This window comes from Proteiniclasticum aestuarii (assembly GCF_017368455.1).
In the GTDB taxonomy this organism is placed as follows: Bacteria; Bacillota; Clostridia; order Clostridiales; family Clostridiaceae; genus Proteiniclasticum; species Proteiniclasticum aestuarii.
Window position 1 is genome coordinate 340,942 of sequence record NZ_JAFNJU010000002.1, and the last position, 16,235, is coordinate 357,176.

Annotated in this window: 14 protein-coding genes and 2 rRNA genes; 3 read left to right on the forward strand and 13 right to left on the reverse strand. The window is 47.9% G+C overall.

The features are described 5' to 3' along the window. Positions 1 to 85 precede the first annotated feature (85 nt). Positions 86 to 1,786, forward strand: a complete 1,701-nt coding sequence (locus J3A84_RS04335) for a CapA family protein (protein ID WP_207598786.1) — start codon at positions 86 to 88, stop codon at positions 1,784 to 1,786. A gap of 242 nt (positions 1,787 to 2,028) precedes the next feature. On the opposite strand, the gene J3A84_RS04340 is transcribed toward J3A84_RS04335, so the two are convergent. The 4 genes from J3A84_RS04340 to J3A84_RS04355 are packed head-to-tail and all read right to left on the reverse strand — an operon-like array spanning position 2,029 to position 7,118. Further along, a complete protein-coding gene (locus J3A84_RS04340) occupies positions 2,029 to 2,949 on the reverse strand; it encodes an NAD(P)/FAD-dependent oxidoreductase (protein ID WP_207598787.1) in 921 nt (306 codons plus the stop codon). A gap of 17 nt (positions 2,950 to 2,966) precedes the next feature. Continuing rightward, entirely contained in the window at positions 2,967 to 4,208 is a 1,242-nt protein-coding gene (gene hutI, locus J3A84_RS04345; protein WP_207598788.1) for an imidazolonepropionase, read from the reverse strand. Between the two features lie 9 nt (positions 4,209 to 4,217). Then, positions 4,218 to 5,111, reverse strand: coding sequence for a glutamate formimidoyltransferase (gene ftcD, locus J3A84_RS04350; RefSeq protein WP_207598789.1), 894 nt, complete (start codon positions 5,109 to 5,111; stop codon positions 4,218 to 4,220). Continuing rightward, a complete protein-coding gene (locus J3A84_RS04355) occupies positions 5,112 to 7,118 on the reverse strand; it encodes a urocanate hydratase (RefSeq protein ID WP_242693964.1) in 2,007 nt (668 codons plus the stop codon). It lies immediately after the preceding gene. Positions 7,119 to 7,400: 282 nt separating this feature from the next. On the opposite strand from J3A84_RS04355, the gene J3A84_RS04360 reads away from it, so the two are divergent. Then, the gene (locus tag J3A84_RS04360) at positions 7,401 to 8,021 is read left to right on the forward strand and encodes a hypothetical protein (RefSeq protein ID WP_207598790.1); all 621 of its coding nucleotides are present in this window, start codon (positions 7,401 to 7,403) and stop codon (positions 8,019 to 8,021) included. Between the two features lie 65 nt (positions 8,022 to 8,086). Here J3A84_RS04360 and J3A84_RS04365 read toward each other — a convergent pair whose 3' ends face one another. The 6 genes from J3A84_RS04365 to J3A84_RS04390 all read right to left on the reverse strand — a co-directional run bounded on the left by J3A84_RS04365 (position 8,087) and on the right by J3A84_RS04390 (position 14,388). Then, on the reverse strand, positions 8,087 to 8,536 hold the full coding sequence (locus J3A84_RS04365) for a hypothetical protein (protein WP_207598791.1): 450 nt from the start codon (positions 8,534 to 8,536) through the stop codon (positions 8,087 to 8,089). Between the two features lie 18 nt (positions 8,537 to 8,554). After that, a complete protein-coding gene (locus tag J3A84_RS04370) occupies positions 8,555 to 9,469 on the reverse strand; it encodes a diacylglycerol/lipid kinase family protein (protein WP_207598792.1) in 915 nt (304 codons plus the stop codon). A gap of 251 nt (positions 9,470 to 9,720) precedes the next feature. Then, positions 9,721 to 11,244 (reverse strand): hypothetical protein, encoded by a 1,524-nt coding sequence (locus J3A84_RS04375; RefSeq protein ID WP_207598793.1) that lies wholly within the window; start codon positions 11,242 to 11,244, stop codon positions 9,721 to 9,723. 5 nt (positions 11,245 to 11,249) lie between these two features. Beyond that, positions 11,250 to 12,647, reverse strand: coding sequence for a sensor histidine kinase (locus J3A84_RS04380; RefSeq protein WP_207598794.1), 1,398 nt, complete (start codon positions 12,645 to 12,647; stop codon positions 11,250 to 11,252). 33 nt (positions 12,648 to 12,680) lie between these two features. Next, complete coding sequence (locus J3A84_RS04385; RefSeq protein WP_207598795.1) at positions 12,681 to 13,370, reverse strand: response regulator transcription factor; 690 nt, start codon at positions 13,368 to 13,370, stop codon at positions 12,681 to 12,683. 52 nt (positions 13,371 to 13,422) lie between these two features. Next, positions 13,423 to 14,388 (reverse strand): polysaccharide deacetylase family protein, encoded by a 966-nt coding sequence (locus J3A84_RS04390; RefSeq protein WP_207598796.1) that lies wholly within the window; start codon positions 14,386 to 14,388, stop codon positions 13,423 to 13,425. 364 nt (positions 14,389 to 14,752) lie between these two features. Here J3A84_RS04390 and J3A84_RS04395 point away from each other — a divergent pair, with 364 nt between their 5' ends. Beyond that, complete coding sequence (locus J3A84_RS04395; protein WP_207598797.1) at positions 14,753 to 15,232, forward strand: PTS sugar transporter subunit IIA; 480 nt, start codon at positions 14,753 to 14,755, stop codon at positions 15,230 to 15,232. A gap of 103 nt (positions 15,233 to 15,335) precedes the next feature. Here J3A84_RS04395 and J3A84_RS04400 read toward each other — a convergent pair whose 3' ends face one another. The 3 genes from J3A84_RS04400 to J3A84_RS04410 all read right to left on the reverse strand — a co-directional run. After that, a complete protein-coding gene (locus J3A84_RS04400) occupies positions 15,336 to 15,767 on the reverse strand; it encodes a GNAT family N-acetyltransferase (RefSeq protein ID WP_207598798.1) in 432 nt (143 codons plus the stop codon). 176 nt (positions 15,768 to 15,943) lie between these two features. Then, positions 15,944 to 16,061 (reverse strand): 5S ribosomal RNA (rrf, locus tag J3A84_RS04405). 64 nt (positions 16,062 to 16,125) lie between these two features. Next, positions 16,126 to 16,235: ribosomal RNA gene (locus tag J3A84_RS04410) — 23S ribosomal RNA — on the reverse strand; the annotation flags it as partial.

The window sequence follows — 16,235 nt, forward strand, 5'->3', positions numbered from 1 at the left end:
CCAGTTCACAATCCTGTCCCATGAACTGTGATATAATAATTAAGATTTTGTAAACAAGAAAACGTTGTAGAGAGAGTTGATTCCTTTGAGAAAACGTCGCAGTTTTGCATGGCTGACCCTGCTTGTCTTTCCGCTTCTGATGCTTATTGCAGGGAACTTCCTCTCCGAAGCGGAGAAGGAAGTCGCGGAAGCCCATGTGGATGCCACCCCCATAGATCATGAAGCACCTGAAGATGATCCCTATGAGGCTTACAGCCGTTTCATCATCGATGCGAAAGAGAGCTTCTATACGCCTGCCATGAAAGAAAAGACCCTCAGCAGAGGCGTCCACGCCCCCTATGAAGGAGAAGCTCTTCTCCTTCAGCTTCAGCAGAAGGAAAGTGCCATTCTCGTTCAGCGGAAATGGGATATTGCTTACGCAAGCCTTGAGCTCATGACATCTCTGCTGGATTTTGAATTCACCTGGATTGTGCCTCAGAAGGAGGTGCTTCTGGTGAAGACCACGGAAAAAGGTCGAATCCACACATCCATTTCAGTGCATTCCAGAAAGGCTCTTCTGGAATATGAGGATGAGAGACTCTATCGGTCTGAAATCCAGCTTCTTGGAGAAACCTACCTCAATGAGCATCAGCAGCTCATGATGCCCATGGAGGACCTTTTGGGTATTACCGGATATGACATCGCATTTTCCGGAGGAGATCTTCTGGAAATCTCCAGCCCGAAAAACGGAGACCCGAAGATGCATATCCTCAGCTATCTGGATATGAACAATAAGAACGCGGAAGAAGGCTACTATAAAGAACTGGAAAAGAATCAGACCGATCAGGAAGTGCGTCTCATCCTACTGGGTGACATGGGACTTGGCACCAGTTACGGCAGAAAGAATCCCTTTGACGAGAAGTGGGTGGAATATGGCGGTGGTCATTTTCTCTCCCATCTGAAGAAAGACTTCGATGCGGCGGACCTGGTCATAACGAACCTGGAAAATGTGTTTACTGAACGAAAAGCAACCCAGCCGGATAAGATCTATACCTACAAGGCCCATCGCATCGACTATCTGGATGTGCTCAAAGAAGGCGGCATCACCCACGTCAATGTGGTGAACAACCACATGGTGGATTACCTGCAGGAAGGCTTTGATGACACCCTGTCCTATCTCGATGAATATGGAATCGAGTATTTCGGCACCAACCTCACCAAAACGGACAACATCGAACTGGGCAACATCGAAGTGGAATCCTATTCCGTCTTCGAAAAAGACGGGTTCAAGGTGGGCATGCTGGGGTACCTGGGTTTCAACACCAGTTTTGTCTCCGATGAAAAAATACTGGAAGATCTCAGGATGATGAAGGAAGTGGAAAAGGTGGACTATATCATTGCCGCCATGCACTGGGGCGGGCAGAATACCCATGAAGTGGGCTGGAGGCAGAAACAGATGGGCAGGATGCTCATCGACAACGGTGTAGACCTGGTCTATGGCAACCATCCCCATGTTCTCCAGGAAATGGAAATCTATAAAGGAAAGCCCATCTACTACAGTCTGGGCAATTTTCTCTTCATCGACTACAAATCCGCCAGGGATCCCGATGGAGCCATGGTTACGGTAGAGCTGAAGAAAGACGGGTTCGGAGAAATCAGCACCTCTCTCAGCCACACACCGATTCTCTGGTCCGGAGATCCTGTGAAAAACACCTACATGCCTCTACGCACAGAGGATCCTTTCCTCATCCGAAGAACACTGGATAAGCTGAATGTAGAGACCACGGCACCCATTCATCTGAAATAGCAGATATCATTATGAAATGACGAGCCTTTCTCACGTCATTTCATCCCAAACCAGCAGTAGTGTTGAAGTGAAGTCATTATCTTTGGCTCAGTCAGAAAGTCTGAAAATCAGTGTGCAAGAATAAGAAAGCCCTGCGGAAAATCTGAAAGGATTTCCCGCAGGGCTTTCTTATTCTATACCATTTTTCATTTCATGCTTCATCCGCTGAACGGGCAGTGCTTCACGAAGCTCTGCAGTATCTCCTACTTCCCATCCTGAAGCCGCAGCTTTCTGAGATAGGCCGCAGAAGCTTTTCCTGCATTTTCTCCTTTTTCAATGACCACATTTAGATCATAAGAGACTTCATCGGCATTTCCTGCCACGAACATGCCCATTTCATCCATACCTCTTCTGAATCGCTTGAAGAGTCTTTTTGAAGGGTCCAGCCCCACGGAGAGAAGCAGACTGTCACAGGGCAGAAACTCTTCTTCCTGGTCACTGCTTTTGATCCGGACACCCTCGATTCTTCCGTTTTCCTTGATCTGGATGATCTTTGTACTGTAGAGCATTCTGATCTGTGGAAATTCCATCAGGTCTTCCCGATATCCGTAGTCATCCTTCTGGCCTCTGCTGGGCTCTATGATGGTGACTTCTTCTGCGCCTTCTATGACCAGCATCTTCGCCAGATACAGACTGTTGATGTCCTGACTGTAGATGATGACTTTCTTTCCAGGCAGATATCCGGCACTGACGATGAGTTTTCTTGCAGAACCCACAGACATGATCCCTGCAGATTTATTGGAAGAGATGTTCAGTTCTCCTCGTGGCCTTTCTCGGGCACCTGTAGCGAAAATGATGGACCGGGCGCTCACTTCCATGACCCCTTCTGCTCCGGAGACATACTTCACCGTCTTGTCTCTTTTCACTTCCAAGACCAGTGAATTCACCTTGAACCCGATGCCCCGCTCCTTCACCTCTTTCTTGAAGTCTTCCGCCACTTCCACACCGGTGACTCCGTTTTCCATGAATCCATGACCCGCTTCGATGAGTTCGTTGAGAATTCCGCCCAGACTCTCTTCCCGATCCAGGATCAGAATATTCTCCACCCCTTCTTCCTTCGCTTTCAGTGCAGCGGAAATTCCGCTGGCACCGCCGCCGATTACTATTAAATCATATTCAGTCATGACCTTCACCTCAAATTTCATCTCTTGTTATATATAATCTTACCCTGTTTTATGGTGGTTGTCACCAGATTCATTCCGAAATGATAGGTGAGGAATCTGTAGGACGGTGCATCGATGAGCACAAGATCCGCATCCTTCCCCTCTTCAATGGTTCCGATCCGATCTGCCCGGTCCAGCGCTGCCGCACTGTTCAGGGTCACCGCCGTGAGCGCCTCCTCCGGACTCATGCCCATATAGAGCGCACCAAGGGCAATCATCAGAGGCACCGAGAAGGAATAGCAGCTCCCTGGGTTGTAGTCTGTCCCCATGGCAACTGGAAGTCCCATGTCAATCATTTCTCTTGCTCTGGCGAAATCCTCTTTCAGCGAAAATGCTGTAAGGGGAAGAAGCACTGGGATTACTCCGCTTTCCTTCATCTTTCTCAGTCCTTCGTCATTGGCCTTCAATAGATGGTCCGCACTGGTGAGCGAAAGCTCTGCTGCAAGGGAAGCGCCCCCCAGATCATTGATTTCATCGGCATGGATCTTCAGCTTCAGGCCCGCTTCTCTCATTTTCAGAAGATAGGCTCTGGAGTCCTCCACAGTGAAGACGTTCTTCTCCGTGAAAATGTCTCCGAACTCCGCCAGATTCTCCTCTTTTACCACAGGAAGCACTTCTTCCACGAGATAATCGAGAAATGCCCGGTCTCTTCCTTTGTATTCCAGTGGGATGTCATGGGCACCCATGAAGGTGGATACCACTTCAAGGGGACCCGCTTCCTGCAGCGCCTTCGCCACTCTCAGCTGTTTCAGCTCCGTTTCCTTATCCAGACCATATCCGCTCTTTGCTTCCACCGTGGTGATGCCCATTTCCGCCATGGACTGCAGGGTCTTCTTTCCGCTGGCAAGCAGCTCCTCGAAGCTCTTTTCACGGGTCTTCTGCACGGTATACTTGATTCCTCCACCCTTTTCCATGATGGCCATGTAGCTTTCGCCACGCAGTCTCATGCTGAATTCCTCTTCTCGGGTTCCCCCGAAGACCAGATGGGTATGGGGATCCACAAATCCCGGAAGAAGGGTCTTCCCTTCCCCGTCGAGGATCTGTGCATCCAGCGCTTCCTTTTCCAGCTCTTCTCCGCCGATTCTATGAATTTTCCCGTCTCTGACAAGAACCCATGGATGTATGATTTCATGGATCTCCCCCATGGACTGCCCGCCCCGAGGGCCTTTTCCCCGATTGGTGGCCAGACTTGCCAGGTTCTTGATTAGTAAATCTTTCATATATACTCCTTACTCAGCCAGCTTATTCTCGAGAATCTGATCCGATGAGAAGTTCTCGATGCCCATATAGTACTCGGCTGAATCGATCAGCGCCTGCTGGGGAACCAGACCGATGACTTCTGTCCCGACAACAGATACGCCGTAGCGCTTCGCTTCGAAGCGGACCATCTCAAGGGCTCTGTAGATGGACGTCTTCGTATAGTCTGTAAGATTCATGGAGACCTGAGCGATGTTACGGTCTTTCAGGAAGACCCCCATTCCCTTGACATAACGAAGGCCGCCACCGATGTGTCTCACCTTCTTCGCAATGGCGTCTGCAATGGACACATCCGACGTGTTCAGGTTCACATTGAAGGCCACCAGGGGCATTCTGGCCCCCACAGCCACCACGCCGAAGGACTCATGAGGCATCTTTGGTCCGAAGTCGCTCTGCCACATCTCCTCCTGCATCTTTTCCTTCATGCCTTCAAACTGTCCTTTTCGGATCTTGGCCAGATTTTCCCTGTGGGCTGCAGATGCGCTTCGTTCATAGAGAAAAACAGGAATATCCAGTTTTCCGATTTCATCCGCCACTTCCTTTGAAAGGGTCACCGCTTCCTCAATGGTGAAGTTTTTGATGGGAATGAATGGAATCACGTCACAGGCGCCCATTCTAGGATGTTCTCCTTCGTGCTTTCTGAGGTCGATGTGTTCTTTGGCCACTTTCACCGATGCGATGACCGCCTCCTTCACAGGCTCCGGTTCCCCCACCAGGGTGACCACGGTCCTGTTGTGGTCCTTGTCACTGGAATAGTCCAGAAGCTTCACGCCGTCTTTTCCTCTGAAGGAGTCCACGATCTTCTCAATGACTTCCTTGTTTCTTCCTTCGCTGAAATTCGGTACACACTCTACAATTCTTTCCATTTACTTTCCCTCCAAAACTTTATCGATGATGCTTTCTTCCGTTATTCTTGGAATGGTGATCTGTCCTTTCCCTTCTTCATTGAACCTTACACTGGTTTCCATGGCATGCTCATTTCTTGCCCAGGATCTTCTGGCCACGCCACCCATGACATCCCATGGCATCGCCATCTTCAAGATCGTGTCCACGCGCTCACTGCCGTCCAGAACCATTCCGAATCCACCGTTGATGGATTTGCCTATACCGACGCCTCCGCCGTTGTGAAGAGCCACCATGCTCATACCACGCGCCGCATTCCCAGCGAAACACTGCACGGACATATCCGCCATCATATTGGAGCCGTCCTTGATGTTTGCCGTCTCTCTGAAAGGAGAGTCTGTTCCGGATACATCATGATGGTCTCGCCCCAGCATGATGGGACCGACCTTCCCTTCCCGCACCAGCCTGTTGAATTCCAGGGCGATCTTCAGTCTTCCTTCCGCATCCTGGTAGAGGATTCGTGCCTGGGTGCCCACCACCAGCTGATTCTTCTCCGCGTCGCGGATCCAGTTGTAGTTGTCCATATCCTGGGCTCTTCTGTGGCGGTCGATACAATCCATGGCGGTCTGGTCCGTCATGGCCAGGTCTTCCTTCTTTCCGGATAGGCAGACCCATCTGAAGGGGCCGTATCCGTAATCAAAGAGCTCTGGTCCCATGATGTCTTCCACGTAGGACGGGAAGATGAAACCGTCATGCTCGTTGTATCCGTTCTTGGAAATATCCTTCACCCCTGCATCATAGACCGCTTTCATGAAAGAGTTTCCATAATCGAAGAAATAGGTTCCCCGATCAGAAAGAATTCGGATCAGCTCAAAATGCTTCACCAGGGTTTCATCCACCATTTTTCGGAAGGTCTCCCGGTCTTCCTCCAGAAGCCTTGTTCTCTCCTCGAAGCTGATCCCCATGGGGCAGTATCCTCCATCATAGGGTGCATGACAGCTGGTCTGGTCCGACAGAAGATGAATGGTCTTTTCATGGTCCACGGCGTAGGCCAGAAGATCTACGATATTTCCATGGAAAGCGATGGACAGGGCTTCCTTCTTCTTCATGGCCTCTTCAGCCAGTCTGAAGGCTTCTTCTGGACTGTCTGAAACCACCTTTACCCATCCCTGATCGGTTCTTGTGCGGATTCTGCTCTCATCCACTTCCGCCACGATGGACACAGCTCCTGCAATGTCTGCCGCTTTGGGCTGCGCTCCGCTCATTCCCCCCAGGCCTGAGGAGACGAAAAGATAACCCGAAAGGTTCTCTTCTCCCGTGAGTCCCAGCTTCATTCTTCCGGCATTGAGAATGGTATTGAAGGTGCCGTGGACGATGCCCTGGGGCCCGATGTACATGAGCCCCCCTGCGGTCATCTGACCGTAGTTGGCCACGCCCATCTGCATGGCATGATGCCAGCTTTCCTGATTATCAAACATCCCCACCATCATGGCATTGGTGATGATGACTCTTGGTGCCAGTTCATGACTCTTGAAGATGCCCAGTGGATGACCGGATTCGATGACCAGCGTCTCATCCTTCCTCAGCACTTCCAGATACCTCTTGATCAGCAGATACTGCATCCAGTTCTGACAGACCTGTCCTGTTTCTCCATAGGTGACCAGTTCATAGGGATAAAGGGCCACGTCGAAGTCCAGATTGTTGTCCAGCATCACCTGAATGGCTTTGCCTTCCACACAGTTTCCCTTGTACTCTTCAATGGGTTTCCCGTAGAGTCGTCCCTCGGGCCGGTACCTGTATCCGTAGATTCTGCCATGGGTTTTCAGCTCTTCATAGAATTCTTTGGCCATGGTCTCATGATGTTCTTCGGGAATATAGCGCAGCGCATTTTTCAGCGCGATCTTCGTGTCTTTCACATTGAGATCGTATCCCCTGTTCGGCGCCCGCCTGATTCCTTCCTTGAACGCCGGATACGCCGGCAGCGGACCTTCCAGCTTTACTAACATGGAGTTGTCGTTTCTTGTATTCATTAACCTGTTCGCCCCCTTAAAACGTTTTCTTCGCTATCTCTATTTTATATGCAAAAGCTTAAACTTGAAACAGCAGAAGCCGGAGTTTTTCCAGTAGATTCCTATCTTTTCAAATATTCTGCTTATTGAAGACAGATGTATCAGCAAGACTCACAATCCGTGATGCTTTTCGCAAAAAAGAATCCAGAAATTTTTCAGGGTTTCAAGAAAGTTCTCATAAATTTTTAACACACCTTTAATTTTAAGAGTGTATTCTTGATACAAAGAGGAGGTATGAAATCAATGCGTAATAGAACATCCTACTATATCGGTCTTATCCTGATCATCATCGGCGGCGCCGCATTATACAATGCCGTTTTTCTGGACAATCTTTTTTCCATGAGAAACATGTGGCCACTGTTCATTCTGCTGCCGGGGCTCTTTCTGGAAATCGACTATTTCACAAACTACAGAAGACGTGATGCGGGCGTGCTCATTCCCGGGGGACTGCTTACCCTCATCGGTACCTACTTTCTCATCAGACAGTTCGTACCCATCATGGACAGTCTGTCCGGCCCCATCTTCATGGTGATTCTGGGACTGGCCCTTCTTCAGTATTATGTGGCCAAGCCCAAAGACCGGGGACTGCTGGTCATTTCACTGGCACTGATCCTCATCGGTGCATTCATCGGATATGGCAGATATCTTGGTGAATTCCCCTACTGGCTGAACTTTGATACGGTTCGAGCCCTGGCCATTCTTCTCTTTGGTGTCTATCTGGTATTTAGGACCACTGGAAGAGATAAAAAACCCGATTCCACCTACCGACCCAAGGAGACTTACAAAAAGGAGCCATCCGTCAGTAAAGACGAAGTGATCTATGATCGCGATCAGGCTCCAGGAGAAGAAAAGAAACCACAATAATGCAGAGAAGCGAAACGGCAGATGGTTCATCCCATCTGCCGTTTTTCAGTACGTCCTGCCTGTTTCTATTCTTCGTCTTTCCAGGAAACCTCATCGATGATGATGCCTTCCACCTTGTCTTCTTCCTTGTAGAACTGGTCCGCATCTCCATAGATCTTCGTTTCTCTGGTGATGACGGAATCCGCTTTCTCTTTCATGGTTTCCTTGAATTTCTGTGCACTTTCCTTCAGATCATTCACCGCATCCTCGGCTTTGCCCTTTAGATCTTTCAGATCCTCTTCCTGAAGCCTGACGTGAACTTTAGTGATGCTTTCATCCAGGAATCTCTCCACGTTCTTTCCTGTATCCGCCCCCATTTCTCTCATGGTCTTGATGCTCTTGTAGGCAAGCGGCTCGTTGCCAAGCTTCAGCGCAAGAAGTCCGAAGGCTTCACCGGAAACACTCATGACATCATTTGTGAGTTTCCCCACATTCTTTGCCAGATCCTCGATTTTCTTCTTCTTATTGTCTTCCATAATTTTCCCCTCCCCTCTCTAAAAACTGTTCTTTGGAATAATGAATTTCACCTTCGCATCTTCCAGTCTGAAATGCGCTTCCCGTCTGGCTTCCAGTTCACCATCGATATTGAGAAATACCGGTTCGTCACTGTATAGATCAATGGTCTTTGCACGCATAAGGGTCACTTCCTCCAGGTCCATATGCTTTCCAGGCACTGCTTTGGGAAGAAACTTTATGATCTTCGCTCGGGTGATGTCTCTCACCAGAATCACATCTAAAAGTCCGTCTCTGAAGTCGGCATCTGGTGCGATCTTGATTCCACCACCATAGTATTTCCCATTGGCGATGGCCACCATGAACGCCTCGGTCTGGATCTCCTTCTGGTCCACCACCATTCTCAGGTTCAGATTTCTGAAATCCTTGGCTGTATCAAGCACCGATGCCAGGTAGGCGAACTTGTTGGGAAGATAGCTCTTGTTCTTGAATTTCTCCACATTGTTGACCACCGATGCATCAAATCCCATGGAAGCGATATTGATGAAATATCTGCCGTCCACAGAGGCCACATCGATTTCCTCTTCTGTCCCCAGGACCGTATTCATGAGGATCCTTCTGCGATCGAATTTCGTCACGATGCTTTTCACGAAATCATTGCCGGACCCACCTGGAATGCATCCCAAAGACGAATCCGAACCGATCATGCCATTCAGGACCTCATTAAGGGTTCCATCTCCGCCCACCGCATAGATGCGATAGGTGCCCATGGATGCATACTTTCTGGCGATTTCCGTAGCATGCCCCTCTTCCTTTGTATAGACGATCTCATAGGAGATATCCTGATATTTCAGTTTCAGTTCATTGAACAGCTTGTGGATGGTGTTGGTCATTTTCAGCGCAATGCCATTGCCAGCCACCGGATTGACGATAAATAAATGCTTTACTGCACCCATACTCTACCTCTACATTTCACTATCATAATTTCTTTGTCAAATCTTATCAAATCCATTGTATCCTAAATAATACGTTTTGTTAATTTATTATTCGCACCTTAAGAAAAAATTCATCAGAAGCCATCTTGTTTCGTATTGTATTCTCCCCATTCCGCTTTGAAGCGGACAGGGCATTCTGCTGGGACAGTTAGAAGAATTAAGACAGCCTGCAGAAAAGAGGCTTCTTCTCTGCAGGCTGTTATTCTACATCATCATTTTCTGTTCTGCACGAAGATGATTTTTCTTCCCTGTGCACTGACCACATCGGTCCATCTCTTCACGAATTCCCCTCTTGCCCATTCCGCCATGATGATGTCTTCCTCTTCCTTGATTTCGATGATCTGCAGAGGTTCCTCTGCGATCTCATTCACGCCGATGATGCTGTACATCATGAGATACTTAGGCGTTCTCACCAGAAGGAAACTGTTCCCGGGTGCATTGAATGCATCAATGGCCTGGGGCACACGCTCCTTGACACTGACCCAGGGTACGGTGAGATCATCATAGGTTACGATGTCCTTTACGGGTTTCAGCGCGATGGGTACTTTGTAGACCTCTTCCTCATCGTTCTCATTCATGGCCAGGAGCCTGGATTCCATCATCCAATGCCCATGGTGTCTCTTCAGGATGAAGCTGGTGAACAGGTTCACTTTACTCACTGACTCTTTGTCCAGTGCTTCTTCTCTTTCTATGACCTGATCCGCAGAATTGATGAATGCGGTTACCCCATCCTTCGGATCCAGATCATTGATGTTCGCCGGTCTGTATAGATTATAGTTGTCCACTGAAATGGTCATGGCCTTGGGCATGCTTTCATTTGCAGAATCCTCCCCCTCTGTGGCCACGATGCTCACATAGTTGTTGCCTACAAACTCCACTTCCATGAAGGTGCTTGGATAATTGTAGTCCATTTGTTCCTTAATATTGCTGGGGGTTCCTGTGATGGCATAGATGTTCAGTCTTTCCTTCTCCAGACCCTCCACTTCATCCCGCTTCACTTCGAGCTTCCAGAATTCCTTCCTTGGAAAAAGGATGTCATCCACTTCATAGACCTCCTGGATTTCACCGTCATTGGTGATCCAGAGGGTTCTGTAGCTCTGCTCATCCGTGGCCTCGTCGCGTTCACCACGAAGTCCGATGAGAACCCCTGCTCTGGGCTCAAAGAGGCTGTCGCTTACCTCTGCAGCTTCCGGCGCACCGCCGAAGTTCTCTGATACCGCTTCATCCATGATGAAAGCTTCCGCAGGTCCATCCTGGACCCTGGAAAGGGTGATGAAATTATTGCCCTTGACCACTGCGATGTGCTCCTCGTCCAGTCTGAACACCTCATAGAAGGCGCGGTCTGTGCTGTTGATTCTGATGACTTCAAGACTTTCCTTTGTCAGCTTGAGCCTGGACGGATTCACTCTGTACTTTTCCAGAAAATAATCAAAGGTGTTCACAAGCTTGGAGATGTATCCCGGCAGTTCCACTGACTCCAGCCCTACTCTGGCACCTTCCAGGGAAAACTCCGCTGTGAAATCCCTGAAATTTGTTTCATCCACAAATTTTCCTTCCTCCAGGTTGATCACCTCCTCGAAGACATAACTGCCTTCGATGGAAATGCCTGCTGCATACGGCTTCATGACCCCTGCTTTCACATCATCCATGCCGAAGGTGCATCCGGACAAAAGGCCCATGAAAAGAAGGCCGATGAGCAGTCCTATTCCTTTTTTAATCCGGTTTTCATTTTTCATCACGTTTATGCTCCTTGTGAAAGTCTGAGGGTGATTTTCGTTCCCTCGTCCACTTCACTTTCAATAATCAGTTCCCCCCCGTGAAGAAGGGCGATTTCATCACAGATGGAAAGACCGATTCCATTGGACGAACTCGACGTCTTTCCTTTGTAGAATTTTTCCTTCACATTCTTGATATCTGTTTGGGATATGCCGGTTCCATTGTCTTCCACAATGAAATCCACACCCCCTCGATGCCGGTTCATGCGCACTGAAATCTCGCCTTCGCCTTCTTTCGTGAATTTGAAGGAATTATCCAGAAGATTGATGAAGACCTGCTTCAGTCTGTTGATGTCTGCATAGATGGTGCCCATGTCTTCCTCTTTCTCTATGATGAGCTTCTTCTTCTCCCGGTTGGCACGATTCTCCATATGATGCTGAAGGAAGTCGAAGAGCGCTCGTACATCGATGTCTTCCTTCTCCAGTGCGATTTTTCCGGAAACAAATTTCGAAAAATCAAGCAGTTCATCCACCATGCTCTTCAGCCGGTCGCTTTCATTGGAAATGATGTCCAGCCCCTGCTCCAGAAGGGCATAATCCGTGGAAGGATCCTTCAGGGTCACAGCCCATCCCTTGATGGAGGTAAGGGGCGTTCTCAGTTCATGGGACACGGAAGAGATGAAATCATTTTTCAGCTCCTCTTTCTTCTTGATTTCACTAGCCATGTGGTTGAGAGTATCGGAAAGCTTTCCGATCTCGTCCTCGTGCATCTTCACACTGACCACATTGTAGTTGCCCGTTGCCATGATTTCCGCAGTCTTCGTCAGTTTTTCGATGGGCCGGATGAATCTCATGCCCAGAATATTGCTGATGAAAGTGGATATGATGATCACGGCAACGCCGAAGATCACAAAGTTCATGATGATGACGCTCATGGAGCTTTCCACACCTCTCAGTGAAGTGATGAAGCGAAGTATGCCCACAATCTCATTGTTGCTGTAGAGGGGTTTTGACACCGCCATGAGTTTTTCTCCTGTGACCGCGTGGGTGTATATGGTGGATCCGCTGCTGCCTGAGAGCGCAAGCTGGACATCATCTGCCTCCAGAACGCCTTCTGGTCTGTTGCCGGTGGAATCCAGAAGCACGTTACCTTCCAGACTGATGATCTGCACCATGGCACTGGATTGTCTCCAGAAGGCATCTTCATCATTGGCCACATTCTGCTCCAGCGTATCATCCGCATAGTATCTGGAATAGGTGTCTGTCGCCACGGAAAGCTGATTGTACAAGGTATCTCTCACATTGCTGTTGAAATAGGACCGAAGCACACTGGCTAAGGCAATATCTGTAATGACCAGAGTCACGATGATGATGATCAGATAGCTTATGGCGAGTCTGGATTTCAGACTGTTTCTAAACCTCATGGCACGTTCCTTTCCCCTTTCCTTTTCTTGTCTCTACTCTTTCCCCCACCTGTAGCCGGTTCCCCATACCGTTTCTATGTACCGAGGCTCAGAGGGATTGTCCTCGATCTTTGCTCTCAGCCTTCTCATATTCACATCCACGATTTTGGGATCTCCTATGAAGTCATAGCCCCATACCAGATTCAGCAGTTCGTCTCTGGAGAACGCCTTTCCTTCATTTTCAAGGAAGATCTTCATGATCGCAAACTCCTTGGGCGTCAGCTCGATGTATTCCTCCCCTTTCTTCAGAGTCTGGGAATACTTGTCCATGGTGAAGACCCGGCTTACCAGAAGCTTTCCTTCTTCTCCGATGCCTTTGGCATCCTCCAGCCTTCGGATCAATGCTTTTGTTCTCAGAATGAACTCCGTGGGATTGAACGGCTTCACCACATAGTCGTCCGCACCATGTTCCAGTCCTGAGATCTTATCCAGGTCCTGTCCTTTGGCTGTGAGCATGATGATGCCGATGTTCGGATGGGTTTCTCTCAGTCTTCTGCAGACCTCAAATCCGTCAATACCCGGAAGCATCACATCCAGTACGGCCACATGGGGTTTTTCCAGTTCAGTCAGTCTCAGGGCTTCTTCCCCGCTTCCCGCTTCTATGACGGAAAACCCATTTCGCTCGAAATTGATTTTCAGGAACGCTCTGATACTGGATTCATCTTCACATATAAGTATCTTCATAAAGTTCACCTTCCCTTTCTTTCCGTTCTCTTTTCTGCACCTGTAATTGCATCTATTTCAGGATACCAAAGCTGTATCCTTCCTCTCTCAGTGTATCAATGATCAGTGGCAGAGACTCTGTGGTCATTTCCTTGTTCTCCGCATCATGCATAAGGACTACGATCACATCCTTCACATTGGTGTATACAAGAGATTCCATGACAAAAGCCGCCAGGGCTTCCGGATCTTTGGGTCTTCTTGCTGTAGGCTCTGAGTCTCCATTCATGGCGTTCCAGTCGATGTACTCTATGCCATCTTCCTGCAGGGCTGCATCCGCCTCTTCAATGCCTTTCCAGCTCATATGACCGCCAGGATATCTCACCACATGGGACTTGAAATCCTCTCTTCCTGTCACTTCTCTGATCTTGTCCTGGAGACGCTCCATTTCTTCCTTGATGAACACCTTGTCTGCCGTATTCCCCGGATAGAGCTTCTCATAGACATGGGTGTAGCTGTGCAGGGCAATGGCACTTCCTTCCTCCAGGATCCGATTCAGCACATCGCCTGAAGAATTGCTGTTTTCAATGCTTGTACCGATGGTGAAGAAGGTTGCTGAAGCATCCTTTTCCTTCAGGATATCCAGTATCCTTCCTGTGTTCTGGGGACTGGGACCATCATCAAAGGTCAGAAAGGCGATCTTCTCTCCCTCATAGGCCTCCACCCCGGTGATCCAGTTTCTCACATCCCTGGTGCTGTAGGCATAGTCAGAAGCCTCGTGGATATGGTTGGAATTCTCCACCAGGTCCTCGGGGTTCACTTCAATGACTTCAGGAACTGGTTCCTCTTCCGCTTCCGGTTCCACCACGATGGGTGTTTTCGATGTGAACTTGTCTTCCCCTATAAGCTTGTAGATCGTCAGGCCTAAAGCCGTTCCGATGACAAGCACAAGCAGGACGGTGATCAGGATCCCCTTTGATTTCTTCTGGGATCTGTAATACGTCCCTCCGCTGTTATCGAATATATTGTTCTTTCTTTTCATAATTCCTCCGGTTCATCTTATATCCATTGTATGAAATATCATCTTTCATTTTGTTACAAAGCAGATTCATTTGCATGAATGGTATCCATATACATACCATTACTATTTTACCATAGAATCCTGCCCATTTGATTCATGTTCTCTCTCTTGCATGGGTTATCACAATTTGATTATATAGCAGAAAGCTAAGTATATTCTACGACTGTTCTTAACCTTTACAAGATGTTCACCTGCCTGATGCATTAACGGAATTGCATTCTGCAGGGATTAATTGTAGAATTAGATAAATAGACCCTTCACTTTTCATCCGGTATCATTCTGATGAACTGCCAGAAAAGTGATCAATTTTAGAGGAGTGAATAAAATGTTTGGAATGTTCAAGAAAGAAGGCGCAATCGCTGCACCTGTATCAGGAAAGACTATAGATATCAAAGATGTGCCAGATGCAGTCTTTGCTGAGAAAATGGCGGGCGACGGTCTGGCCATCGACCCCACCGGAGACACCTTCGTGGCACCTGCTGATGGTGAGCTGACGATGCTGTTCGGTACAAAGCACGCCTTCGGCATGACACTGGACAAAGGCGTACAGATTCTGGTTCATATCGGACTGGATACAGTATCCTTAAACGGTGAGGGATTCACCGCCATGAAAGAGCAGGGTGATAAAGTCAAGAAAGGAGACCCCATCGTTAAGATCGATCGTGAGCTCATCACATCCAAAGGGTTCTCCCTGATCACGCCTGTGATCTTCACCGACATGGATGTCTTGAAGAGCTTCGAACCCCATGTGGGCATCGATGTGGAAGCCGGTGAAACAACCGTATTGACCTATAAAGCGAAATAGCATCAGATTCTAAAAAGAAGTTCATCATTTATTTTGATGAACTTCTTTTTCCGTGTTTTCTGTTTTCGTACATAAAAAGCTTTGATTATGAATCGTAATGAAGTCAGAGATTGAAAAAGTAAGTAATATCGTCATCATGCGCGGATTCTCCACCGACTGACTCATATAAAGCACAAGCAGCTCGATTGGATTTTTCTGTAACAAGAAAAAGTCTGCATACACCAGTAAGTTTGCACAATGACTTCACTCCACATAATATTTCTTTCCCAACACCTTGTCGCTGAAATTCAGGAAGTACGCTGACTTCATGGATATACAGCATATTTCCTATATTATTCAATCTATTGAGTTCGTAACCATAAGCAAACCCGATCACTCTATTATTTTCAATACAGGCAAAAATGAGGCACATAGGATTCGCTAAAAACAGACGCGCATTTTCTTCGCAAATGAAATCACTGCGAAAATCCCCCTCCATCTGACGGACTAAATCCAAATCGCTAATGCCCAGTTTTCGATAGATCCTTCTATCCATACCACACCATCCTAATCAGAATATGAAATAAGCCATTCACTCTATACAACAAAAGTATTATTACGTATCAATCTATAGTGATAATTATACTATATCTCCAAATGACATTCTATTTTCGATTAAAGATTTTAGACAGCGCAAATAAAAAAGCCCCAAGCTTGCGCTTGGAGCCGTGTAACTGGCGACGACCTACTTTCCCACAGGGCCTCCCCTGCAGTATCATGGGCTCTAAAAGGCTTAACCGTCGTGTTCGGAATGGGAACGGGTGTAACCCTTATAGATATAGACACCAGATTGAAGAAAACATGTTCCTTCAAAACCGCATATGCGAAAGTAAAGAGTTTTCGTAACTTATTTTCTGATTAAGCCCTCGATCTATTAGTATGAGTAAGCTGAATACATTGCTGCACTTACACCTCTCACCTATCAACCTCGTGTTCTTCAAGGGATCTTACTGACTTACGTCAT

Coding starts and splice junctions, on each gene's coding strand:
- J3A84_RS04340 (WP_207598787.1), bottom strand. CDS start 2,949: ATGACTGAATATGATTTAATAGTAATCGGCGGCGGTGCCAGCGGAATT.
- hutI (WP_207598788.1), bottom strand. CDS start 4,208: ATGAAAGATTTACTAATCAAGAACCTGGCAAGTCTGGCCACCAATCGG.
- ftcD (WP_207598789.1), bottom strand. CDS start 5,111: ATGGAAAGAATTGTAGAGTGTGTACCGAATTTCAGCGAAGGAAGAAAC.
- J3A84_RS04355 (WP_242693964.1), bottom strand. CDS start 7,118: ATGAATACAAGAAACGACAACTCCATGTTAGTAAAGCTGGAAGGTCCG.
- J3A84_RS04360 (WP_207598790.1), top strand. CDS start 7,401: ATGCGTAATAGAACATCCTACTATATCGGTCTTATCCTGATCATCATC.
- J3A84_RS04365 (WP_207598791.1), bottom strand. CDS start 8,536: ATGGAAGACAATAAGAAGAAGAAAATCGAGGATCTGGCAAAGAATGTG.
- J3A84_RS04370 (WP_207598792.1), bottom strand. CDS start 9,469: ATGGGTGCAGTAAAGCATTTATTTATCGTCAATCCGGTGGCTGGCAAT.
- J3A84_RS04375 (WP_207598793.1), bottom strand. CDS start 11,244: ATGAAAAATGAAAACCGGATTAAAAAAGGAATAGGACTGCTCATCGGC.
- J3A84_RS04380 (WP_207598794.1), bottom strand. CDS start 12,647: ATGAGGTTTAGAAACAGTCTGAAATCCAGACTCGCCATAAGCTATCTG.
- J3A84_RS04385 (WP_207598795.1), bottom strand. CDS start 13,370: ATGAAGATACTTATATGTGAAGATGAATCCAGTATCAGAGCGTTCCTG.
- J3A84_RS04390 (WP_207598796.1), bottom strand. CDS start 14,388: ATGAAAAGAAAGAACAATATATTCGATAACAGCGGAGGGACGTATTAC.
- J3A84_RS04395 (WP_207598797.1), top strand. CDS start 14,753: ATGTTTGGAATGTTCAAGAAAGAAGGCGCAATCGCTGCACCTGTATCA.
- J3A84_RS04400 (WP_207598798.1), bottom strand. CDS start 15,767: ATGGATAGAAGGATCTATCGAAAACTGGGCATTAGCGATTTGGATTTA.